Source organism: Curtobacterium sp. AG1037, assembly GCF_003349855.1.
Taxonomy (GTDB): Bacteria; Actinomycetota; Actinomycetes; order Actinomycetales; family Microbacteriaceae; genus Curtobacterium; species Curtobacterium citreum.
Window position 1 is genome coordinate 243,629 of sequence record NZ_QQAO01000001.1, and the last position, 22,089, is coordinate 265,717.

At 71.6% G+C, this 22,089-nt stretch carries 19 protein-coding genes and 1 tRNA gene; 14 read left to right on the forward strand and 6 right to left on the reverse strand.

The window, feature by feature from the left end; genetic code table 11:
• Nucleotides 1-25 precede the first annotated feature (25 nt).
• The 3 genes from DEU32_RS01140 (at nt 26) to DEU32_RS01150 (ending at nt 4,054) form a co-directional block, all read left to right on the forward strand.
• Nucleotides 26-3,013, forward strand: a complete 2,988-nt coding sequence (locus tag DEU32_RS01140; RefSeq protein WP_181819156.1) for a UPF0182 family protein — start codon at nt 26-28, stop codon at nt 3,011-3,013.
• Between the two features lie 63 nt (nt 3,014-3,076).
• Nucleotides 3,077-3,153, forward strand: a tRNA-Met gene (locus DEU32_RS01145).
• Nucleotides 3,154-3,241: 88 nt separating this feature from the next.
• On the forward strand, nt 3,242-4,054 hold the full coding sequence (locus DEU32_RS01150; protein WP_114849181.1) for a carbon-nitrogen hydrolase family protein: 813 nt from the start codon (nt 3,242-3,244) through the stop codon (nt 4,052-4,054).
• A gap of 26 nt (nt 4,055-4,080) precedes the next feature.
• Here DEU32_RS01150 and DEU32_RS01155 read toward each other — a convergent pair whose 3' ends face one another.
• Nucleotides 4,081-5,283, reverse strand: coding sequence for an aminotransferase class I/II-fold pyridoxal phosphate-dependent enzyme (locus DEU32_RS01155; RefSeq protein ID WP_114848981.1), 1,203 nt, complete (start codon nt 5,281-5,283; stop codon nt 4,081-4,083).
• A 191-nt stretch (nt 5,284-5,474) separates the two neighbouring features.
• On the opposite strand from DEU32_RS01155, the gene DEU32_RS17440 reads away from it, so the two are divergent.
• From DEU32_RS17440 to DEU32_RS01180, 5 genes are all read left to right on the forward strand, one after another.
• A complete protein-coding gene (locus DEU32_RS17440) occupies nt 5,475-7,514 on the forward strand; it encodes a S1C family serine protease (RefSeq protein WP_258554742.1) in 2,040 nt (679 codons plus the stop codon).
• Nucleotides 7,515-7,742: 228 nt separating this feature from the next.
• On the forward strand, nt 7,743-8,786 hold the full coding sequence (locus tag DEU32_RS01165) for a glycosyltransferase family 2 protein (protein ID WP_114848982.1): 1,044 nt from the start codon (nt 7,743-7,745) through the stop codon (nt 8,784-8,786).
• 9 nt (nt 8,787-8,795) lie between these two features.
• Nucleotides 8,796-9,614 (forward strand): CDP-alcohol phosphatidyltransferase family protein, encoded by an 819-nt coding sequence (locus DEU32_RS01170; RefSeq protein WP_114848983.1) that lies wholly within the window; start codon nt 8,796-8,798, stop codon nt 9,612-9,614.
• Nucleotides 9,611-10,519, forward strand: a complete 909-nt coding sequence (locus DEU32_RS01175) for a glycosyltransferase family 2 protein (protein ID WP_114848984.1) — start codon at nt 9,611-9,613, stop codon at nt 10,517-10,519. The genes DEU32_RS01170 and DEU32_RS01175 overlap by 4 nt, the downstream gene beginning before the upstream one ends.
• 27 nt (nt 10,520-10,546) lie before the next feature.
• Nucleotides 10,547-11,779 carry a CDP-glycerol glycerophosphotransferase family protein gene (locus tag DEU32_RS01180; RefSeq protein WP_058741503.1) on the forward strand — a complete coding sequence of 411 codons (1,233 nt, stop codon included), beginning with the start codon at nt 10,547-10,549 and terminating at the stop codon, nt 11,777-11,779.
• 94 nt (nt 11,780-11,873) lie between these two features.
• On the opposite strand, the gene DEU32_RS01185 is transcribed toward DEU32_RS01180, so the two are convergent.
• From DEU32_RS01185 to DEU32_RS01200, 4 genes are all read right to left on the reverse strand, one after another.
• On the reverse strand, nt 11,874-12,176 hold the full coding sequence (locus DEU32_RS01185) for a hypothetical protein (RefSeq protein ID WP_144802355.1): 303 nt from the start codon (nt 12,174-12,176) through the stop codon (nt 11,874-11,876).
• 109 nt (nt 12,177-12,285) lie between these two features.
• Complete coding sequence (locus DEU32_RS01190; RefSeq protein WP_058741505.1) at nt 12,286-13,056, reverse strand: ABC transporter ATP-binding protein; 771 nt, start codon at nt 13,054-13,056, stop codon at nt 12,286-12,288.
• The gene (locus DEU32_RS01195; RefSeq protein WP_083519884.1) at nt 13,056-13,880 is read right to left on the reverse strand and encodes an ABC transporter permease; all 825 of its coding nucleotides are present in this window, start codon (nt 13,878-13,880) and stop codon (nt 13,056-13,058) included. The genes DEU32_RS01190 and DEU32_RS01195 overlap by 1 nt, the downstream gene beginning before the upstream one ends.
• Nucleotides 13,881-13,921: 41 nt before the next feature.
• Nucleotides 13,922-14,617 carry an NTP transferase domain-containing protein gene (locus tag DEU32_RS01200; RefSeq protein WP_114848985.1) on the reverse strand — a complete coding sequence of 232 codons (696 nt, stop codon included), beginning with the start codon at nt 14,615-14,617 and terminating at the stop codon, nt 13,922-13,924.
• Between the two features lie 314 nt (nt 14,618-14,931).
• Between DEU32_RS01200 and DEU32_RS01205 the strand changes: the two genes are divergently transcribed.
• From DEU32_RS01205 to DEU32_RS01215, 3 genes are all read left to right on the forward strand, one after another.
• The gene (locus DEU32_RS01205) at nt 14,932-16,218 is read left to right on the forward strand and encodes an ABC transporter ATP-binding protein (protein ID WP_308423646.1); all 1,287 of its coding nucleotides are present in this window, start codon (nt 14,932-14,934) and stop codon (nt 16,216-16,218) included.
• Entirely contained in the window at nt 16,194-17,765 is a 1,572-nt protein-coding gene (locus tag DEU32_RS01210; protein ID WP_141860618.1) for an ABC transporter permease, read from the forward strand. The genes DEU32_RS01205 and DEU32_RS01210 overlap by 25 nt, the downstream gene beginning before the upstream one ends.
• A 187-nt stretch (nt 17,766-17,952) precedes the next feature.
• A complete protein-coding gene (locus DEU32_RS01215) occupies nt 17,953-18,213 on the forward strand; it encodes a DUF3039 domain-containing protein (protein ID WP_114848987.1) in 261 nt (86 codons plus the stop codon).
• Nucleotides 18,214-18,219: 6 nt separating this feature from the next.
• Here the strand turns inward: DEU32_RS01215 and DEU32_RS01220 are convergent, their stop codons facing one another.
• Nucleotides 18,220-19,509, reverse strand: coding sequence for a nicotinate phosphoribosyltransferase (locus DEU32_RS01220; protein WP_114848988.1), 1,290 nt, complete (start codon nt 19,507-19,509; stop codon nt 18,220-18,222).
• A 364-nt stretch (nt 19,510-19,873) separates the two neighbouring features.
• Here DEU32_RS01220 and murI point away from each other — a divergent pair, with 364 nt between their 5' ends.
• From murI to rdgB, 3 genes are read left to right on the forward strand one after another with little or no spacing between them, the layout of a single operon-like run.
• A complete protein-coding gene (gene murI / locus DEU32_RS01225) occupies nt 19,874-20,719 on the forward strand; it encodes a glutamate racemase (RefSeq protein ID WP_114848989.1) in 846 nt (281 codons plus the stop codon).
• Nucleotides 20,716-21,450 carry a ribonuclease PH gene (gene rph / locus DEU32_RS01230; protein ID WP_058743126.1) on the forward strand — a complete coding sequence of 245 codons (735 nt, stop codon included), beginning with the start codon at nt 20,716-20,718 and terminating at the stop codon, nt 21,448-21,450. Before murI ends, rph begins: the two co-directional genes overlap by 4 nt.
• The gene (gene rdgB / locus DEU32_RS01235) at nt 21,447-22,040 is read left to right on the forward strand and encodes an RdgB/HAM1 family non-canonical purine NTP pyrophosphatase (RefSeq protein ID WP_114848990.1); all 594 of its coding nucleotides are present in this window, start codon (nt 21,447-21,449) and stop codon (nt 22,038-22,040) included. The genes rph and rdgB overlap by 4 nt, the downstream gene beginning before the upstream one ends.
• Nucleotides 22,041-22,089 lie beyond the last annotated feature (49 nt).

Below are 22,089 nucleotides of genomic sequence, written 5' to 3' on the forward strand. Positions count from 1 at the left end.
GCGGCGTTCGCCGCGGGTCCCGATCGTGGTCACGATCATCGTGCTGGCCGCACTGGTGATCGGCTTCTTCATCTTCGCCAGCCTGTACACCGACTACGCGTGGTTCTCGCAGCTCGGGTTCCAGCAGGTCCTCACCACCCGGTGGATCGCAGGCACCTCGATGTTCGTCGCCGGCTTCCTGGGGATGGCCGCGCCGGTGTACGTGAGCATCGCGCTCGCGTTCCGGTTCCGGCCGGTCTACGCCAAGCTCAACTCGCAGCTCGACCGCTACCAGCAGGTCATCGAGCCGCTGCGCCGTGCGGTCATGATCGGCATCCCGGCGGTCCTCGGCGTCTTCGCCGGGCTCTCCACGGCCGGCCGCTGGAGCATGGTGCTCGAGTACTTCAACCGGACGTCGTTCGGCAAGACCGATCCCCAGTTCGGCCTGGACATCGGCTTCTACGTGTTCGAGCTGCCGTTCTGGCGCGCGATCGTGGCGTACTCGTCGGCGGTCGTGCTCATCGCCGGGATCGCGGCGCTCGCCGCGTGCTACCTGTACGGAGCCCTCCGGTTCGGCGGGCGCGAGGTCCGCATCTCCCGCGCCGCGCGCATCCAGCTCGCGGTGACCGCGGCCGTCTACGTGGCGCTGCAGGGCGTCAGCCTGTGGCTCGACCAGTACGCGGCCCTGACCAAGGACAACCCGCTCATCACGGGTGCGCAGTACACCGACGTCAACGCCGTCATCCCCGGTCGCGAGATCATGGCGGGCATCGCCGCGATCGTCGCGGTCCTGTTCGTCGTCACGGCCGTCATCGGCCGCTGGCGCATCTCGATCGTCGGCACCGGGCTGCTGCTCGTCGCGGCGATCGTCATCGGCGGCATCTACCCGTGGGTGGTCCAGCGGCTGCAGGTGAAGCCCTCGGAGCGCACCTACGAGTCGGCGTACATCGAGCGGAACATCAAGGCCACGCGGGACGCCTACGACGTCGCCGACGTGCAGGAGCAGAACTACGACGCGACGACCGAGGCGAGCTCGGGCGCCCTCGCGCAGGACGCCCAGACGACGGCGAACATCCGTCTCATCGACCCGAAGATCGTGTCGGACACCTTCAGCCAGCTGCAGCAGTACCGGCAGTACTACCAGTTCCCGAAGGAGCTGGACGTCGACCGGTACGACGTCAAGGGCCAGACCGAGGACACCGTGATCGCGGTGCGCGACATCGACCTCGACGGCCTCAGCGCCCAGGCGAACACGCAGTACAACCGGACCTTCGTCTACACGCACGGCTTCGGCGTGACCGCGGCCTACGGCAACCAGCGCGCGAGCGACGGCAAGCCGGTGTTCCTCGAGTCGGGCATCCCGTCGAGCGGCGCGCTCGGCGACTACCAGGAGCGCGTGTACTTCGGCGAGACCTCGCCGCCGTACTCGATCGTCGGCGGGCCCGAGGGCTCGAAGAACATCGAGCTCGACTACCCGTCCGGCTCGGACGACGACAACGGCGGCAACGCGACCACCACCTACCAGGGCAACGGCGGTCCGAGCCTCGGCAACTTCTTCAACCGGCTCGTCTACGCGGCGAAGTTCCAGTCGGAGCAGATCCTGCTGTCGAACGCGGTCAACAAGGACTCGCAGATCCTGTACGACCGCGACCCGATCCAGCGCGTCCAGAAGGTCGCACCGTACCTGACGCTCGACAGTGACGCCTACCCGGCGGTCGTCGACCACCGCATCCAGTGGGTCGTCGACGGGTACACCACGAGCAACGCCTACCCGTACTCGCAGAGCCAGAGCCTGTCGGACAGCATCAACGGCACGGAGTCGTCGACGTTCCGCACCGACCAGGTGAACTACATCCGGAACTCGGTGAAGGCCACGGTCGACGCCTACACGGGCAAGGTCACGCTCTACGCCTGGGACACGCAGGACCCGGTGCTCAAGACCTGGCAGAAGATCTTCCCGACGTCGATGCAGCCGGTGTCGGAGATGAGCGCCGAACTGCTCGACCACGTGCGGTACCCGACGGACCTGTTCAAGGTCCAGCGGTCGATCCTCGGCACGTACCACGTGACGAACGCGAACTCGTTCTACTCGGGTGACGACGCGTGGAACACCCCGCAGGAACCGACCTCGGGCACGAACGATGCCGACACCGCGGACGCGCAGACGACGACGAACGCGCTCGGGACGCAGACGACCGCGAACCGGTCCAACCTGCAGGACCCGTACTACCTGACCATGAAGGTGCCGGGGCAGGACACCGCGTACTCGCTCTACACGACGTACATCCCGCAGCAGTCGGCCGGAGCGAACAACCGCAACGTGCTGACCGGGTACCTGGCGGTGGACTCGGATGCCGGTGGTGCCGGCAAGGGCGAGAAGGCCAGGAACTACGGCAAGCTCACGCTCCTGACGATGCCGAAGACCGACAACATCCCGGGTCCGGCGCAGGTGCAGAACCTGTTCAACGGTGACACCACCGTGTCGCAGGAGCTGAACATCCTGAAGCGGGGCAACTCGACGGTGAAGCAGGGCAACCTGCTGACCCTGCCGGTCGGCGGCGGGTTCCTCTACGTGCAGCCCGTCTACGTCCAGTCGACGTCGAGCGGTTCGTACCCGCTGCTGCAGAAGGTCCTGGTGGCCTTCGGCGACAAGATCGCCTTCGAGGACACTCTCGACGAGGCGCTCAACAGCCTGTTCGGCGGCAACTCGGGTGCCACGGCCGGCGACCAGGGCGCCGCGAACGGATCCGGGTCGGGCGACAGCGGTTCGGGCGACACCGGCTCCGGGAACTCCGGGTCGAGCGGCTCCGGGTCGACCGACACGGGTTCGGGCTCGTCCGGTTCGACCGGGGGCTCCAGCTCCGGGAGTGCGACCGACAACGCCGCGCTGCAGCAGGCCCTCGCCGACGCGAAGTCCGCACTGCAGGACCGCCAGGACGCCTACGCGAAGAACGACCTGGTCGCTGCGGCAGAGGCCGACCAGCGCCTGCAGGAGGCCATCCAGGCGGCGACCGAGGCCGAGGGCGGGAACTGACACGCCGTGGCGGGGCACTCGATTTGTGCCCCGCCACGGGCGTGTGTAGGCTGTTCAACGTGCCGCGGGGTGGAGCAGTTCGGTAGCTCGCTGGGCTCATAACCCAGAGGTCGTAGGTTCAAATCCTGCCCCCGCAACCAAGCGTCACACGAAGGCCCCGGTCCAGTCGGACCGGGGCCTTCGCCGTTCCCAGTGTCCGCCGACGCCTTCCGTCGCTACGCTCGGCGGATGAGCACCCTGACGATCGCCGCCGCTCAGTTCGCGCCGGTCGACGACCCGACCGCCAACCTCGAGACCGTCCGTCGCGCAGCCGTCGACGCCGCTCGGCGCGGAGCGGACCTGCTCGTGACCCCGGAGTACACCTCGTACTTTACCGCGGACCTCGACGACCGGTTCGTCGCCGCGGCGGAGCCCCTCGACGGGCCGTTCGTCACGGGGCTGGCCGACCTCGCGCGGGAGACCGGGATCGCGATCGTCGCCGGCGTCGCGGAGGTGGGCGAGGGGGAGCGGTTCCGCAACACCCTCGTCGCCGTGCTGCCCGACGGGTCGATCGGCGCGACGTACCGCAAGGTCCACCTGTACGACGCGTTCGGCTCCCGGGAGTCCGACCGCATCGAGTCCGGTGCGACCGACCAGCTGCCGGTCGTCACCGTCCAGGGAGTCCGGGTCGGCCTCGAGACCTGCTACGACCTGCGCTTCCCCGAGGTCACGCGTCGCCTCGCCGCGGCCGAGGGCGGTGCGGCGGACGTCGTCCTCGTCCCGGCGGAGTGGGTGCGGGGTCCGGGCAAGGAACACCACTGGCGGACGCTCCTCACCGCCCGCGCGATCGAGAACACCGTGTGGGTCGTCGGTGTCGGGCAGACGCCGCCGGTGGGCATCGGTTCGTCCGTCGTGCTCGACCCCTCGGGCGTCGCGGTCGCGGCGGCAGGGGCGACACCCGGGCTGCTCGTGGCGACCGTCGACACCGCCGTGACCGACTCGGTGCGCACGGTGAACCCGTCCCTGGGCCTGCGGCGGTACGACGTCGTGCCGCGCGGCTGACGTCACCGAGCGACGGCAGCTCCCGCTCAGGACCGCGCGCGGAGCGCCCCGAGCCGGCCCACGGCGTCCTCGAGCACGCTCCGGCGCTTGCAGAACGCGAAGCGCACGAGCGAGCGGTAGCCCGGCGCGTGCTCGGGCCGCACGAACGCCGACACCGGCACGCCGACCACACCCGCGAGCCTGGGGAGCTCGAGGCAGAGCGCCCGGGCATCGTCGTACCCGAGCGGGGCGGCGTCCGCGATGACGAAGTACCCGCCGTCCGGGTGCAGGACGTCGAACCCCGCCTCCAGCAGCCCCTCGGCCAGGAGCGCGTGCTTCGCACCGAGCTCGGCGGCGATCCCGTGGAACACGGTGTCCGGCAGGCGGAGTCCCGCGGCGACGGCGGGCTGGAACGGGGCGCCGTTCACGAACGTCAGGAACTGCTTCACCGCCAGGACCGCGTCCACCAGCGGCGCGGGAGCGGTGAGCCAGCCGATCTTCCACCCCGTGGTGCTGAAGGTCTTGCCAGCGCTCGAGATCGAGATCGTCCGGTCCACCGCCCCGGGCAGCGCCGCGATCGGCACGTGCGGGACGTCGAAGGTCAGGTGCTCGTAGACCTCGTCCGTGACGACCAGGGCGTCGTACCGCTCGGCGAGCTCGACCACGGTCTCGAGCACCGCGCGCGGCAGCACCCGTCCGGTGAGGTTGTGCGGGGTGTTCACGAGGACGACGCGGGTGCGGTCCGAGAACGCGGCGCGTAGGACGTCCTCGTCCGGCAGGAAGTCGGGGGTCGTGAGCGGGACGGTGACGTGCGTGCCGCCCGCGAGCCGGACCAGGGCGCCGTAGGCGTCGTAGAAGGGCTCGAAGGTGATCACCTCGTCGCCGGGCTCGACGAACGCGAGCAGCGTCGCCGCGAGGGCCTCGGTGGCGCCGGCGGTGACGAGCACCTCGCGATCAGGGTCGACCGACAGGCCGTACCAGTGCGCCTGGTGCTCCGCGATCGCCGCACGCAGTTCGGCGGTGCCGCGTCCCGGCGGGTACTGGTTGACGCCGGCACGGACGGCGGCGACGGCGGCGTCGAGCACCTCGGCGGGTCCGTCCTCGTCCGGGAAGCCCTGCCCGAGGTTGATCGCACCCGTCGCCGCGGCGAGGGCGCTCATCTCGGCGAAGACCGTCGGGGCGGGCGACCCGTCGGGCCCCAGGAGCATGGCTCCCTCGGCGGCGCGGAGCCACGGTCCGGTGCGGTGCATGTGCGTCCTCCCGATGCGCCGGACGCCCTCGGTGCGCCGGGTGCACCCAACCTAGTGCGCGTGCGGACCGGATCCCGGGAACGGCTGCCCAGCCCACGCATAGGATCGCCATAGGCCGCTCGCAGCCCCAGCAGGAGCACCGCTCAGGTGGGTCCGGAAGACTGCACGAGCTTGAAAGGAGCACGTCCAGCATGACCGACACCACGCCACACGGCCGCGGCGACGACGACCGTCCCGAGGACCTCCACCGTCAGGGCTCAGCAGAGGACGCCACCCACGGGACCGCCGACCACGGCGAGCCGACGCGGGACGACTCCGGACAGCCGAGCGCAGCCACGAGCTCGCCCGACCACGACCACACCGACGTCATCGAACCCGGTGGTGCGAACGAGACCGACGTCCTGTCGACCTCCGGCGACCACCCGACGGACCGGTACACCGCGCCGTACCCGACGATCGCCGGCGACGCCGCCCCCACGTCCGGTGGGTACGGGTCGCACACGACGCCGTACGGCCAGCAGGACCAGTACGGCCAGGCCCCCACGAGCCAGTACGGCCAGCAGAGCCAGTACGGCGAGCAGAGCCAGCAGAGCCAGTACGGCCAGCAGGACCAGTACGGCCAGCAGGACCGGTACGGTCAGGCTCCCACGAGCCAGTACGGCCAGCAGAGCCAGTACGGCCAGCAGGACCGGTACGGTCAGGCTCCCACGAGCCAGTACGGCCAGCAGAGCCAGTACGGCCAGCAGGACCAGTACGGCCAGGCCCCGACGAGCCAGTACGGCCAGCAGAGCCAGTACGGGCAGCAGCCGCGCTACGGCGAGTACGCCCAGGACAGCACGAACACCGCCGGTACCAGCGCCTACGGCTCATCGCAGTACGCCTCCGCCGCTCAGCCCGGCTCCGCGCAGGCCCCGTCCTCGGCGACGAGCGCCTTCGGCGACGTCGACGGCTCGAACCAGCGCAACGGCCACTACTTCGGCGCGGCCCCGACAGCCGGCGACGGAACCGCGTCGGCTACGAAGACGAAGGACGGGCGCAACAAGCTCGTGCTCCCGATCGTCGCTGGCCTGGTGCTCGCCGGGCTCGTCGGCGGCGGTGCGGGATGGGCCGCCGGGGCCTCGCAGGCCAGTGGTGGCACGGTCGTCGGGTCGAGCTCGTCGCAGAACGGCGGCAACCTCACGGTCAACGACTACAACAACGCCACGGTCGTGACGGCCGTCGCCGCCCAGGCCACGCCGTCGGTCGTCACGATCAACGTCTCCGCGGGCTCCGAGGGCGGCACCGGTTCCGGCGTCGTCTTCTCGAAGGACGGGTACATCGTCACGAACACCCACGTGGTGACGCTGGACGGCGACAGCGGCAACGGCACCATCACGGTGACGACCTCCGACGGCAAGATCTACCCGGCGAAGCTCGTCGGCACCGACCCGACCGTCGACCTCGCGGTGATCAAGATCGACGCGACCGACATGAAGCCGATCACGTTCGCGAACTCGTCCGACCTGAACGTCGGCGACACCGCGGTCGCGATCGGCGCACCGCTCGGCCTGTCGAACACGGTCACCGACGGCATCGTCTCGACGCTGAACCGCAGCATCCAGGTCACGTCGAGCGCACCGAGCCAGGGCGGCGACTCGAACGAGGGCGGCAACGGCAACGGCGGCCCGTTCGACTTCTGGGGCAACGGCGACAACGGCAGCAGTTCGTCGTCGAACACCACCGTCTCGCTCCCGGTCATCCAGACCGACGCGTCGATCAACCCGGGCAACTCGGGCGGTGCGCTGCTCGACTCGAAGGGCAAGCTCATCGGCATCAACGTCGCGATCGCCAGCGCCGGCAGCTCCTCGTCGTCCGAGGGACAGTCCGGCAGCATCGGCGTCGGCTTCTCGATCCCGTCGAACCTGGTGCAGCGCGTCGCGAACGAGATCAAGGACAACGGCTCCGCCACGCACGGTCTCCTCGGTGCGACGGTCGGTGACGCGGCGGAGGACGCCAGCGCCAAGCAGATGGGCGCCCTCATCAAGTCGGTCTCGTCCGGCGGCGCGGCGGCGAACGCCGGCCTGCAGAAGGGCGACGTGGTCACCAAGATCGGGTCCGCCACGGTCTCCGACGCGACCGACCTCACGGCGCAGGTGCGCTTCTTCGCCGGTGGCGCGAAGACGACGATCACCTACATCCGCGACGGCCAGACGCGTGAGACGGACGTGACGCTCGGCACCTACAAGGGCTGACGCAGGTCCAGGACGGACGGGAGGCACGGTGCCAGCTGGCACCGTGCCTCCCGTCCGTATCGGTGTCGACCCGTGACGGTGCCGCGCCCGCAGGCTCAGGTGAGCGGCCCGGCACGTGGGCGGCCCGGCACGTGGGCGGCCTGGCCGCTTGATAGGCTCGGGGTCGCTCTGCGGGGCGGGCGCCGTCCGCGGTGCGCCCCGCGCACCAGTCAGGACCCCGAGGTACGCATGCAGACAGACGGACAGCCCCTGCCGGGGGTCTCGTACGTGATGCCGGTGCTGAACGAAGTGACCGAGGTGCGTGCCGCCGTCGGCAGCCTGCTCGAGCAGGACTACGCCGGTCCGTTCGAGGTCATCCTGGCCCTCGGTCCGTCGATCGACGGCACGAACGAGCTCGTCGCCGAGATGAGCGCCGCAGACCCCCGGATCCGGGCGATCGAGAACCCGGTCGGGTCGACGCCCGCCGGGCTCAACGTGGCGATCCGGGCGTCCGTGCACCCCGTGGTCATCCGGGTCGACGCGCACTCGGTGCTCCCGACCGACTACACACGCGTCGCCGTCCGCGTGCTGACCGAGTCGGGCGCGGACAACGTCGGTGGGATCATGCACGCCGAGGGGCGGACGCCCTTCGAACGCGCCGTCGCCCACGCCTACGGCAGCCGCGTCGGTCTCGGGGGCACGCCCCACCACGTCGGTGGCAAGGCCGGACCGGCCGAGACCGCGTACCTCGGTGTCTTCCGGCGGGACCGGCTGTTCGAGGTCGGGCTCTTCGACGAGGGCATCAAGCGCGGACAGGACTGGGAGCTCAACCGTCGTCTGCGGCAGACCGGCGGCACCGTGTGGTTCACGCCGGAGCTGGTCGTGACCTACCGCCCGCGCCCGAGCCTGCGCCGACTCGTCCGGCAGTTCGTCGCCACGGGGCTGTGGCGCGGCGAGCTCGCCCGCCGCTTCCCGGCGAACAACGGCGTGCGCTACTTCGTACCCCCCGCGATGGTCACGGCGGTCGCGCTCGGGCTCGTCGCCGGGGTCGTCGGCGTCGTGGGCGCCCTGCTCCGCAGCCCGCTGGCGTGGGCGATGACCGGGTTCGCCGTCCCCGCCGTGTACCTGCTCTTCGTCGTCGTCGGCTCGGTCGTCGTCGCACGGCGGTCAGGGCTCGCGACCCTGCTCTGGCTGATCGTGGTGCTGCCGTGCATCCACGTGGGGTGGGGTGTCGGCTTCGTGGTCGGCTTCCTGACCCGGACCTCCGAACTGACCACCCACACGGGACGGTGACCTGGAACCTTGACCGACGACTCCACCGCACGCGGCTCCGCCCGTCCGACCTCCATCGCCGAGCTCCGCGCGGTCGCGCAGCCGGACGAGGTCCGTTCGCGGGCCAACGCCGAGCACTGGACCGCCTCGCTGTACCTGCGTGACGTCTCGCCGTACCTGACCTGGATCCTGCTGAAGACCCGCGTCAGTGCCAACCAGGTCACCGGGCTGATGATCCTCGTGGGGTGGAGCACCGCCGCGGCGCTGCTCGTCCCGGGGATCTGGGGCGCGCTGCTGGCACTCGTGCTCGGGCAGCTGCAGATGCTCGTCGACTGCTGCGACGGCGAGGTCGCGCGCTGGCGGGGGACCCGGTCGCCCGCCGGGGTGTTCCTCGACAAGGTCGGGCACTACACGACCGAGGGACTGATCCCGATCGCGCTCGGTGTCCGGGCGGCGACCTGGCCGGTGCAGGGCGCTGACTGGATGTGGACCACGATCGGCTGCGCGCTCGGCCTGGTCATCGTGCTGAACAAGGCGCTCAACGACATGGTGCACGTCGCCCGCGCGAACGCCGGACTCGCGAAGCTCGTGGACCGCCGGGACGCGGGCACCGCGCCGTCCGGCCGTCGACTGGCAACGCTCCGCCGGGCCGCTCGGTTCCTGCCGTTCCACCGCCTGTACCACTCCGTCGAACTGACGATCCTGGCCTTCGTGTTCGCGCTCATCGCGCTCGTGGTCGGTCACCCGCTCGCCGACCGTGTGCTCGTCGGCGCGCTGCTCCCGCTCGCCGTGCTCGCCACCGCCGGGCACTTCCTGGCGATCATGTCGTCGAAGCGTGTCCGCGCGTGAGCCAGGGCACCGTCCGTCGGCACGCCGCCCCGCATCGTGGACGCCCGCGCATCGCCGTGGTGGTCCTGACCCAGGGCACCCGGCCCGCGGACCTGCGACGTGGGATCGACAGCGTGCTCGCCCAGCGGGACGTCGACCTGGACGTCGTGTGCGTCGGCAACGGCTGGGAGCCGACCGACCTGCCCGAAGGGGTCCGTGCGCTCGCGCTGCCGGAGAACCTCGGGATCCCGGCCGGACGGAACGCGGGGGCCGAGGTCGTCGACGGCGACCACGTGTTCTTCCTGGACGACGATGCCTGGGTGCCGTCGGACACCTTCCTGCGCGACGCCGTCGAGCTGCTCGACCGCGACCCGTCGCTCGGCCTGGTCCAGCCGCGGGTCGTCGACCCGACCGGTGCGGCCAACCCGCGGCGCTGGGTGCCGCGCATCCGGAAGGGCGACGCCGCCGACTCGTCCCCGGTGTTCTCGGTGTGGGAGGGCGCGGTCGTCCTGCCGATGGACGTCTACCGGGCCGTCGGGGGATGGGGCGCCGAGTACTTCTACGCGCACGAGGGCATCGAGCTCGCCTGGCGTGTGTGGGACGCCGGACGCCGGGCCTGGTACGCCGGGGACCTCGTCGCGAACCACCCCGCGATCGACCCCGCTCGCCACACGGAGTACTACCGCCTGAACGCCCGGAACCGGGTCTGGCTCGCTCGACGCAACCTGCCGGCACCCCTGCGTCCGCTGTACGTGGGTTCGTGGGCAGCGATCCAGGTCGCGCGGTGGTGGCGACACCCGGCCCGCCTGCGCACCTGGTTCGCCGGCGCCCGAGAAGGCTGGACGTCGGACTGCGGGCCGACCCGCACGATGGGGTGGCTGACCGTCGCCCGCATGACGCTCGCCGGGCGCCCGCCCGTCGTCTGAGTCCGATCCGATCGCCCGAGGAGCACCATGCCGATCATCCGTGACGCCACGACCGCCGTGCGGCTCGTGCAGCGTCTCCTGCGGTCCCGTCGGAGTCGCCAGCAGCTCGCGCGCCGCCTGCGGACGCAGTCGCGACTCGCGCCGGGGTCCGTCGAGATCGCCGTGTACTTCGCGGACGGACCGGTCAACATGTACCAGGTGCGGCAGTGGTACGCCCCGCTCGCCGAGCTCGCGGCCGAGCACCCGGTCGCGATCCTGTCCCGGAGCCCCGGCACGATGCTCGCCCTGCTCGACGAGTCGCCGGTGCCGGTGGTCTACGCCCGCCAGGTCGTCGACCTCGAGCGCTTCGTCGACGAGCAGGCACCGAAGATCGTCCTGTACGTCAACCAGAACGCCCGCAACTTCCAGATGATGCGGTACGGGCGGATGTGGCACGTCTTCGTCAACCACGGCGAGAGCGACAAGATGTACATGACCACGAACCAGTTCAAGGCGTACGACTACGCCCTGATCGCCGGGGACGCCGCCCGGGACCGGCTCGCGGACGCGCTCTGGGACTACGACCTGGACCGCCGGACGATCGCCATCGGACGCCCGCAGGCCGACCACTTCGCGGGCGACGTGCCGTACCCGGAGGACGACCGGACCGTCGTGCTCTACGCCCCCACGTGGGAGGGCGACCGTGCCGCGGCTGCGTACGGGTCGATCGCGAGCCACGGCGTGGAGCTCGCCGAGCGGCTCCTGGCGTCCCCCCGGCACCGGCTCGTCTACCGTCCACACCCGCGGAGCGGCGTGCTGGACGCGGACTACCGCGCCGCCCACGAGCGGATCGTCGCCGCGATCAGCGCCGCCAACGTCGCCGACGCCACCGCACACCACGTGTACGACGACGGCCCGGAGCTCGGATGGCAGCTCGCCGCGGCGGACGTCGCGATCACCGACATCAGCGCCATGATCTACGACCGGCTCGCGGTCGGGAAGCCGCTGATCGTCACGCGCCCGGTGGCGAGCGGTGCGGACGTCGACGAGCGCGGGTACCTGTCGGACGCGAACTGGTTGCTCGCAGACCAGGCCGGGGACGTCGTCGCCCGGGTCGACGCCGCCGCGAACGACGCCGAAGAGCTCGCGAAGCTGCGGCACTGGGTCGAGCGGTACTTCGGGGACACCGCGCCGGGCGTCGCGACCCGACGCCTGCACGAGGCCGTCGACCGGCTCGTTGCGCGGTGGCACGAGGTGGCCGCGGAGCACCGGGCCGGCTGAGCGCTCCGCCGCGGGTCTGGGGGAGCGGTCCGCCCGGCGGCCGGAGGCGCAGCCGACCGAGTGCTGTCGGGTCACGGCGCGGCGCCCCGGTACGTCAGGCCGCACGGCGGTCCCCGACCAGCGACATGCGCCACAGGTACTCGGAGCGGTCCGGGCGTCGCCAGCGGACGACGACGACACCGGTGTCCTCGGGGTCGGCGCCGAAGACCGCGATGGACAGGGACCGTCCCGGGTCGAGCTGGTTCACCGCGAGCGGCGGGCAGTACCCGTTGCCGAGGTGCGTCAGCGAGATGGCGTGGAGGGGTTCGGATCCGGTGTTCACCAGGTCGTAGCGACGAGGTGCCCGGGAACGATCGACGGTGAACGGGACTGCGTAGGCCGTGGTCGGGTGGTGCATGCCGGTCACGCTAGGGGGAGGGTCCGACGTCGGGGCCGCTCGGGCCGCGGTGGGGCTGGCGCCTGTGCAGGGGGTCGGTCGGGGGACCGGGTGTGGAGGAGGGAGCGGGTCAGACGCCGTAGTCGGCGGCGTACGCGGCGAGGGCCTTCTCGATGGTGTCGTCGAGCTGGAGTCGACCCTTGTCGAGGTACAGCCCGCGGTCGCAGAAGCGGCGCAGGTCCTTGTCGCTGTGCGAGACGAAGAACAGCGTGCGCCCGCCCGCCAGGAGCTCCTCGATGCGCTTGTAGCACTTCTCGCGGAAGGCCTTGTCGCCGACGGCCAGGACCTCGTCGACGAGGATCACCGGCTCGTCCAGGCGGGAGATCACGGCGAACGCGATGCGCACCTTCATGCCGCTCGACAGGTGCTTGTACGGGGTGTCGACGAAGTCCGCGATCTCGGCGAACGCGATGATCTCGTCGAAGGCGTCGCGGATCTCGGCCCGGCTCATCCCGTGCAGCCCGGCCGTCAGGAAGACGTTGTCGCGGACCGTGAGGTCGCCGACGAACCCGCCGGTGATCTCGATGAGCGGGGCGACACCGGCACCCACCCGCACCCGCCCCTCGTCGGGGAGCATGACCTGCGCGACGAGCTTGAGCAGGGTGGACTTGCCCTGGCCGTTCCGTCCGACGACACCGATCGCCTCGCCCGGGCGGACGTCGAACGACACGCCCCGGAGCGCCCAGAACTCGTCCGCGCGCTTGCGGCGGGAGCTCCCGGCGAACAGGTCCTTGAAGCTGCGGCTCGCCCGACGGTTCCGCTTGAACCGGATGCCGGCGTCGCGCACGGAGATCACGGGGGCGGTGGTCGCCGCGCGCTCGCGGGGCTCGGTCGAGGTCATCACAGCTCCTTCAGGACGCGGTGCTCGCTGCGGCGGAACACGACCAGGCCGACCGCGAGGACGACGATCGTGACGAGGACGGACACGAGCACCTCGAACCAGTTCAGCTGGTTCGGGAAGAACGCCGAGCGGTAGATGCCGAAGATGCCGCTCAGCGGGTTGAGCGCCGCGAGGTCGCGCAGCTTCTCGGGGAGCGCGGTCGTGCCGTAGATGATCGGCGACGCGTAGAAGAAGAACCGCAGCACGAGCTTCACCGCGCGCTCGAGGTCGCGGAAGAACACCACGAGCGGCGCCACGATCAGGCCGATGCCGTAGACCAGGCCGGCCTGCAGCAGGATCGCAAGCGGGTACAGGGCCAGACCCCAGTGCACGTGCGCCCCCGTGGCGATCGCGAAGACCGCGAGCACCGGCAGGCTCAGCAGGAACTCGATGCCCTTCGACGCGTTGACCCGCGCGACCCAGATGCTCCGGGGGATGGTCGTCGATCGGATCAGCTTGGCCTCGCTCGTGAAGGCCCGGGTGGAGTCCGAGACGGCACCGGTGAACCACATCCACGGCAGGAGCGCCGACAGCAGGAAGACGATGTACGGCTCTTCGCCGACCTTGCCGCGGTGGAACACCTGCGTGAAGACGAACCAGTAGATCGCCGACATGACGAGCGGGTCGAGGATCGACCAGAGGTAGCCGAGCGCGGACGTCGAGTAGCGGACCCGCAGGTCGCGGGAGGTCAGCAACCACAGCGCATGCCGGTAACGGCGTACCGCGCCCCGGTTCACCAGGGGGCCGGTGGTCCGGGACGCGGTCTGCGCACTCGCTGTGGTCACGGTGTCCCTTCGGGCGGAACCGCCCAGGGGGTCATGACGGTTCAGGCGAACAGGTCGTTCGCGCGCTCGAGGTCTTCCGCGAAGTCGATCTCGACGGCGTACAGGTCGGAGATGTCGACCGGCGACCAGCGTAGCCCGTCCTCGGCGATGGCAGCCTCGATGCCGCCCTCGAAGTACTCCTGGTCGTCGACGCGCCCGAGCTGACGGATGAGCGCCGGCTTGTCGGCCGACGAGACGTAGTTGATGCCGACCGCTTCGCCGAGACCGCCGACGACCTGCTTCGACAGCTTGTGGATGCAGCCCTGCGCGTCCACCGTGTACTTGACCTCTTCGTCGGAGACCTTCTCGGTGTTCACGCTGACGAAGGACCGGTCCTGGTCCATCATGTCCGCGGCGCGGACGAGCGCGCGCGGGTCGAAGACGACGTCGCCGTTCATCCAGAGGACGCCGCCCTTGCCCGTGGCCTTGAGCGCACGGAGCAGGGACTTCGAGGTGTTCGTGGAGTCGTAGGACTCGTTGTAGACGAAGTTCGCCTCGGGGAAGGCCTCGACGATGTACTCGGACTTGTAACCGACGACGATCGTCACGCGGGCGCTCGAGCCGAACGCGGCGCGGATGTTGTCGAACTGCTGCTGCATGATGGTGCGGCCGTCGCTGAGTTCGGTCAGCGGCTTCGGCAGGCTGCGCCCGAGGCGGCTGCCCATCCCCGCTGCGAGGATGACGATCTGCGTTGTCATGCTGGTCCCTTCCGGTGTCCGCCCGCGCGCCCCGTGGGGCACGGGCGGGCCTCGTCGAGTCTGCTCGCTCCAGGTCTGCGTTTCCCGTGAACGCGCCGCTCCCGCGCGGATCGGCACGGGGCGGATCGGCAGGGCAGACTGTCTCGGGACCGGTTCTGAGCAGGTTTCCAAGTGGTGAACACTCCGTCGTGCCCTGGTGAATGATACGGAACGAGTCGGGATCGGGGTACGGCATCGTCCGGTTCGTGCCCGATTCGTGACCCGGGCGGCGAGCGTGTCCCGCCGTGTCCGGAACCCGTTGGTACGGTGGGGCGGTGGCAGCGGCAGATGACGACGACGTGTACGTGACGTCCGACGCTGCGTGGATGACCGAGGTGGACGATGCCGAGGGGGACGCCACCGACGACGACTTGGGGGACGGGGATGCGCGCGACGCCTCCGCTGGTGACGGCATGACCGACGACACGACGACGACGGTCAGCGACCCGGCGGTGACGGAGCCTGCCACGGCGAGCACGATCGCGGCGAGCACGACCGCCGCGGGCCCGTCGCCCGCCAGCCGTCCGGCGCCGCGCAAGGGCAAGGGGCGCGGGCGCGTCTCCCGACCGGTCCAGACCGCCGCCGTGCGCGACGACGCGGCAGCACGTGATGCGGCGATCGAGCAGACGACCACGTCTGGGCAGACCGCGGCGCCCGCGAAGGACACGGCATCCGAGCAGTCCTCGGCGGCCCCGACGGCGGCGGACGACGCCGGCACGACCGCGGCGCAGAAGAAGAAGCGCGTGCCGAAGCGCCAGCCCGCCGCCCGCGAGACCCCGGCCGCGACGAAGACCCCGCAGCAGCCCGTGGTGCTCCGTGCGAGCGGCCTCGTCAAGCGGTACGGCCAGACCCTCGCGGCGGACGAGGTCGACCTCGAGATCCGCCAGGGCTCGATCTTCGGCGTCGTCGGCCCGAACGGCGCCGGCAAGACCACCACGCTCTCGATGATCACCGGCCTGCTGCGCCCCGACGCCGGCACCGTCTCGGTGCTCGACCACGACGTGTGGTCCGACCCGACGGCTGCCAAGCGCGACCTCGGGGTCCTGCCCGACCGGCTCCGGTTGTTCGACCGGCTGACCGGCGCGCAGCTCCTGCACTACTCCGCGACGCTCCGCGGGCTCGACGGTGCGACGGCGCGGAAGCGCAGCGCCGACCTCGCCCAGGCGTTCGGCCTCGGTGAGGCGCTCGGGCGCCAGGTCGCGGACTACTCCGTCGGCATGGCGAAGAAGATCGCCCTCGCCGCGACGCTCATCCACTCGCCCCGCGTCCTGGTCCTCGACGAGCCGTTCGAGTCCGTCGACCCGGTCAGCGCCGCCACGATCACCGAGATCCTGCGTCGCTACACGCGCGGCGGCGGCACCGTGGTGCTCTCCAGCCACTCGATGGAGCTCGTCCAGCGCACGTGCGACTCGGTCGCGATCATCGTCGGCGGCAAGGTCCTCGCCTCCGGCACGATGGCCCAGGTCCGCGGTCGTCGGAGCCTCGAGGACAAGTTCGTCGAACTCGCGGGCGGCCGCGTCGTGGCAGAGAGCATGGAATGGTTGCACAGCTTCTCCGACTGAGGGTCGACCTGCTCGCGGGCGGTGTCCGCGGGGGAGCTCGGCAGTCGGTCCTCGTCGTGCTCGGCAGCCTGCTCGGCCTCGTCGCCGCGGTGTTCGTCGCCGGTGAGCTCCTCGGACTCCGGTCCGCGCCCGTCGAGATCGCGCGCTCCGTCGCGGTGCCGGTCGGGGCGTTCCTCGCGGTCGCCTTCACGGTCGTGCCGCTCGTCGTCGGCGGGACGGACCAGTTCGACCCCCGACGCTTCACCGTCTTCGGCCTCGACCGTCGCCAGCTCGCGGTCGGCCTCGGTGTCGCCGGCCTCGTCGGCGTGCCCGTGCTCTCGGTGGCGATCGTCGCGGTCGGGCAGGTCGGGGCGTGGTCGCGCTCCGGCGGGCTCGGCGTCCTGGCGGTCCTCGCCGCGCTCCTCGGGACGCTCACCTGCGCCCTGCTCGCCCGTGTCGGCTCCGCCGTCGGTGCCGCCCTGATCGGCCCGCACCGCTCCCGTGACGCCGGGTGGCTCGCCGCCCTGGTGGTCGTCGTGCTCGGCCTGCCGGTCGTGTCGCTGCTCGTCCGCGGCCCCTGGACCGACGCCACGAGCACCGAGGCCTCCCGCGTGGCCGACGTCGCGGGGTGGACCCCGTGGGGCGCCGCATGGGCGGTGCCCGCCGACGTGGCGAGCGGCCGGGTGGGCGAGGGCGTGCTCAAGCTCCTCGTCGCACTGGTCACGCTCGGGCTCCTCGGGCTCGCCTGGTGGGCCCTCGTCGGGCGCGCGCTCGAGACCGTCGACGGTCGCGCCACGGCTCGTCGCTACCGCGGCCTCGGCTGGTTCGCGCGCCTCGGGTCCACCCCGGTCGGCGCCGTCGCGGCCCGTGCGCTGACCTACTGGGCGCGGGACCCCCGGTACCGCATGTCGTACCTGGTGATCGTGTTCGTGCCGATCGTGGTGATCCCGCTCGGTGTCGCCGGGGTGCCGTGGCACTGGACCGCCCTCGTGCCGCTGCCGCTGATGGCGTTGATCGCCGGGTTCCTGCCGCACAACGACGTCTCGTACGACAACACCGCGGTGTGGCTGCACGTCGCCTCGGGAGCGCCCGGGTGGAGCGACCGCCTCGGTCGGCTCGTCCCGCTGCTCGTCGTCGGGCTCCCCGCCGTCGTGCTCGGCGCGGCGGTGTCCGCGCGGCTGTTCGGCGACTGGACGGCCTTCCCGCTCCTGGTCGGTGTCGCCGGCGGGGCGCTGCTCGCGGGCCTCGGCCTGTCGAGCGTCGTGTCGGTCCTGCTGCCCTACCCGACGGTCCGTCCGGGTGACCACCCGTTCCAGCAGCCCCAGGCCGCCGGCACGACGGCCGCGGTCGCGCAGACGACGATGGTCGTCGGGATCCTCGTCGCGGCGATCCCCGCGGTCTGGCTCGCGGTGCTCGCGCTGAGCGACGGTCCCGAGCCCTGGGCGGTGCTCACGCTGCTGGTCGGCCTGGGCGTCGGTGCTGTCGTCCTCGTCTCGGGGGTGGCCCTCGGCGGTCGACTCTTCGACCGGCACGGACCCGACCTGCTCGCCGCCGCGCAGCGGAACTGACCCGAGCGACTCGACCCGCGCACGCCGTCCGGATCAGCCCGATCCGCGCTCCCGACCCGGCGCAACCCGACCCGAGCGCCGACCGGCGCGCCCGACGCGACCGCACGCCGGGCGGGAGGCGCGCGGCAGCCCCGCCACGCGCCTCCCGTCCGATGCGGCGGCAGCCGCACCGTCGTACCCTGGTCCCATGAGCATGACGGAACCCGGCGGCGGCCTCGACGTGATGGACCGCGAGCTCGAGAAGCTCCTCGAGGAAGAGGCGATCGAGCCCGGCGACCACGAGCGGTTCTCGCACTACGTCAAGAAGGACAAGATCCTGCAGTCCGCCCTGACGGGGAAGCCCGTCAAGGCGCTCTGCGGCAAGAAGTGGATCCCTGGTCGCGACCCGGAGAAGTTCCCGGTGTGCCCCGACTGCAAGGCCATCTACGAGAAGATGCGGGCCGAGTAGCGCCGCTCAGATCACGAGCGTCGGGATGGCCGGGTCGCCCCGACCGATCCGTGACGCGTCGACCGGCAGTTCTGCCTTCGCACGCTTGTGGTGCGCGCGGGCGGCCTCGACACCGGCGACCCCGGTGAAGGCCGGGTCGACCTCGCCGTGGTCGACCACGGGCACCAGGAGCGGCCGCTCGTCGGGGCCGACCTGTCCGGTCGTCAGCACCACCTCGGCCGTGGCGACCCCGTTCCGCAGCCGTCGACCGGCTTCCTTGCGGCCACCGGTCGAGGCCTTGTCGGCGGACTTCTTGGCCACCGGCACCCAGTCGCCCCCGTCGGTCGCCTCGTGCGCGACGAGCTTGAACACCATGCCGGCGGCGGGGTGCCCGGAACCGGACACGACGCTCGTCCCGACGCCGTAGGAGTCGACCGGGGCGGCCCGGAGCGCGGCGATCGTGTACTCGTCGAGGTCGTTCGTGACCGTGATCTTCGTCGCCGGGGCGCCGAGCCGGTCGAGCTGTGCTCGGACCGACGCGACGACGGACGGCAGGTCGCCGCTGTCGATGCGCACCGCGCCGAGCCGGCCGTCGGTCAGGCGGACGGCGGTCTCGACCGCGGCCTCGATGTCGTAGGTGTCGACGAGCAGGGTCGTGGCGTCGCCGAGGGCGTCGAGCTGGGAGCGGAACGCGGCCTCTTCCGAGTCGTGCAGGAGCGTGAACGCGTGCGCGGCGGTCCCCATGGTCGGGATGCCCCAGGTGCGCCCCGCCTCGAGGTTGCTCGTCGCCCCGAACCCGGCGATGTACGCGGCGCGGGCCGCGGCGACCGCGTTCCACTCGCCCGTCCGGCGGGAGCCCATCTCGGCCAGCGGCCGACCGTCCGCCGCGGAGACCATGCGGGCGGCGGCGCTCGCGATCGCGGAGTCGGCGTTGTGGATGCTCAGCGCGAGGGTCTCGAGCACGACGGACTCGGCGAACGTGCCCTCGATCTGCAGGATCGGCGAGTTCGGGAAGAAGACCTCGCCCTCGCGGTAGGCGCGGATGCTGCCCGTGAAGCGGTAGTCGGCGAGCCAGGCGGCGGTGCCCTCGTCGATGACCCGGCGGTCGCGGAGGAACCCGATCTCGGCGTCCCCGAACCGGAAGTCCGTCAGCGCCGTGAGGAATCGCCCCAGCCCCGCGGCGACGCCGTACCGGCGGCCGTCGGGCAGCCGACGGGTGAAGACCTCGAAGACGCACCGTCGGTCGGCGGTGCCGTCCTTGAGGGCGGCGTCCACCATGGTGAGTTCGTACTGGTCCGTGAGGAGCGCGCTGGTCACCTCCCCGACACTACCCAGCAGCGGCCTGGAGGCGCGGGGCGCGCCCGGCAGGTCGGCCGTGGTGGACGCGAGGGCGGCTGGGGTGCGGGCGTGCGGGGCGGGCGAGCGCGAGCGGGGAGCGCGAGCGGGGAGCGCGAGCGGGCGGAAGGTGCGGGGCGGTGGGCGGTGGTGGCGCGGTTTCCGCCCGTTCGCGTGGGGGCGGGGCGAGGTGCGCGGCGGGCTGGGCGAGCGGGGAGCGCGAGCGGGCGGAAGGTGCGGGGCGGTGGGCGGTGGTGGCGCGGTTTCCGCCCGTTCGTGTGGGGGGCGGGCTGAGGCGGGGCGTGGGGCGGACCGCGGGTGTGCGGGCGTCGGTACGCTGGGGGCCGTGACGGATGCACCGATCGGAGTCTTCGACAGCGGGGTCGGTGGACTCACGGTGGCCCGGGCGATCATCGACCAGCTGCCGCGCGAGAGCATCCGGTACGTCGGGGACACCGTACACTCGCCGTACGGCCCGAAGCCGATCGCCGACGTCCGCCGCTACGCGCTCGAGGTCATGGACGACCTCGTCGACCAGGGCGTCAAGGCGCTCGTGATCGCGTGCAACACGGCCTCGTCCGCGGTGCTCCGGGACGCGCGCGAACGGTACGAGCAGGCGTACGGCATCCCGGTCGTCGAGGTCATCCAGCCCGCGGCGCGCGCCGCCGTCAAGCAGACCCGCACCGGGCGGATCGGCGTCATCGGCACGGTCGGGACGATCGCCTCGCGGGCGTACGAGGACGCGTTCGCCGTCGCGGCCGACGTCACGCTCGCCCTCGCCGCCTGCCCGCGCTTCGTCGAGTTCGTCGAGGCTGGGGACACCTCGTCGCCGGCGCTCCGCGAGGTCGCCGCGCAGTACCTCGCCCCGATCCGGGCGGCGGACGTCGACACCCTGGTCCTCGGGTGCACGCACTACCCGCTGATGTCTGCCGCGATCCAGTACGTCATGGGCCCGGACGTCACGCTGGTGTCGAGCGCCGAGGAGACCGCGAACGACGTCTACCGACGGCTCGTCGAGCACGGCCTCGAGCGGACCGCCGCCGAACCGCCCACGTACTCGTTCGAGGCCACCGGCGAGGACCGGAACGGCTTCATCCGACTCGCACGCCGCTTCCTCGGTCCCGAGGTCTCGAGCGTCGGACACCTCCAGACAGGGGCGATCACGTTGCCCCGCACCGAAAGGACCCTATGAGCACCCGCATCGACGGCCGCAGCGCCACCGACCACCGTCCCGTCACCATCGAGCGGGGGTGGAGCACGCAGGCCGAGGGCAGCGCACTCATCTCCTTCGGCAACACGAAGGTGCTCTGCACCGCGAGCTTCACGAACGGCGTGCCGCGTTGGCTCGCCGGCAAGGGCACCGGCTGGGTCACCGCCGAGTACTCGATGCTGCCGCGCTCGACGAACGAGCGCATGCAGCGCGAGTCGATCAAGGGCCGGGTCGGCGGCCGGACGCACGAGATCTCGCGGCTGATCGGGCGCTCACTCCGCGCGGTCATCGACACGAAGGGCCTCGGCGAGAACACCCTCGTCATCGACTGCGACGTGCTGCAGGCTGACGGGGGCACCCGCACGGCGTCGATCACGGGCGCGTACGTCGCGATGGTCGACGCGATCGAGTGGGGCCGCGACAAGGGCTTCATCGCGAAGAAAGCCACTCCGCTCACCGACAGCGTGCAGGCGATCTCCGTGGGCATCGTCAAGGGGGAGCCGATGCTCGACCTCGCCTACACCGAGGACTCGGCGGCCGACACCGACATGAACATCGTCACGACCGGCTCCGGCAAGTTCATCGAGGTGCAGGGCACGGCCGAGCACGCGCCGTTCGACCGCGAGGAGCTGAACACGCTGCTCGACCTCGGCCTGGCGGGCAACGCCTCGCTCGCGGCGATCCAGCGCGAGGTGCTGGGGCTGTCCTCGTGACCGGGCGCAGCGTCGTCCTCGCCACCCACAACGCCGACAAGGTCGTCGAGCTGCGGGACATCCTCGGCGACGCGCTCGGCCACGGCGTCGAACTCGTCGGCTACGACGGACCGGAACCCGTCGAGGACGGCGACTCGTACGCGGCGAACGCGCTCATCAAGGCGCGCGCGGCGGTGGCGCACACGGGACTGCCGGCGCTCGCCGACGACTCCGGGATCGCCGTGGACGCGCTCGACGGCGCCCCGGGCATCCACTCCGCGCGCTACGCGGGGACCAGGGTGGACGCGGACAACATCGCGCTGCTGCTCCGGAACCTGGAGGGCGTCGTGGAGCGGACCGCCGCGTTCGTCTGCGCGGCGGCGTTCGTGACCCCGGACGGGACCGAGCACGTGTTCGAGGCGGTCTGGAACGGCGAGGTGACGACGGAGCCGATCGGCACCGGCGGGCACGGCTACGACCCGGTGTTCCGGCCGGACGACGCGGACCGGACCTCGGCCGAGCTGACCCGCGACGAGAAGAACGCCCTGTCGCACCGCTCGAAGGCCTTCCGGGGCATCGCACCGATCGTCCGCGAGCACTTTCAGGCCTGACGCGCCTGACGGCCCAGCCGTCAGGATGCCGCCGTAGCCGCGCAACGCC

What these genes read in the sequence shown, in the direction of transcription:
- DEU32_RS01190 (WP_058741505.1), bottom strand. Translation starts at nt 13,056, where the DNA reads ATGACCTCGACCGAGCCCCGCGAGCGCGCGGCGACCACCGCCCCCGTG.
- DEU32_RS01200 (WP_114848985.1), bottom strand. Translation starts at nt 14,617, where the DNA reads ATGACAACGCAGATCGTCATCCTCGCAGCGGGGATGGGCAGCCGCCTC.
- DEU32_RS01180 (WP_058741503.1), top strand. Translation starts at nt 10,547, where the DNA reads ATGCCGATCATCCGTGACGCCACGACCGCCGTGCGGCTCGTGCAGCGT.
- DEU32_RS01165 (WP_114848982.1), top strand. Translation starts at nt 7,743, where the DNA reads ATGCAGACAGACGGACAGCCCCTGCCGGGGGTCTCGTACGTGATGCCG.
- DEU32_RS01185 (WP_144802355.1), bottom strand. Translation starts at nt 12,176, where the DNA reads ATGCACCACCCGACCACGGCCTACGCAGTCCCGTTCACCGTCGATCGT.
- DEU32_RS01155 (WP_114848981.1), bottom strand. Translation starts at nt 5,283, where the DNA reads ATGCACCGCACCGGACCGTGGCTCCGCGCCGCCGAGGGAGCCATGCTC.
- DEU32_RS01150 (WP_114849181.1), top strand. Translation starts at nt 3,242, where the DNA reads ATGAGCACCCTGACGATCGCCGCCGCTCAGTTCGCGCCGGTCGACGAC.
- rph (WP_058743126.1), top strand. Translation starts at nt 20,716, where the DNA reads ATGAGCACCCGCATCGACGGCCGCAGCGCCACCGACCACCGTCCCGTC.
- DEU32_RS01210 (WP_141860618.1), top strand. Translation starts at nt 16,194, where the DNA reads ATGGTTGCACAGCTTCTCCGACTGAGGGTCGACCTGCTCGCGGGCGGT.
- DEU32_RS17440 (WP_258554742.1), top strand. Translation starts at nt 5,475, where the DNA reads ATGACCGACACCACGCCACACGGCCGCGGCGACGACGACCGTCCCGAG.
- DEU32_RS01215 (WP_114848987.1), top strand. Translation starts at nt 17,953, where the DNA reads ATGAGCATGACGGAACCCGGCGGCGGCCTCGACGTGATGGACCGCGAG.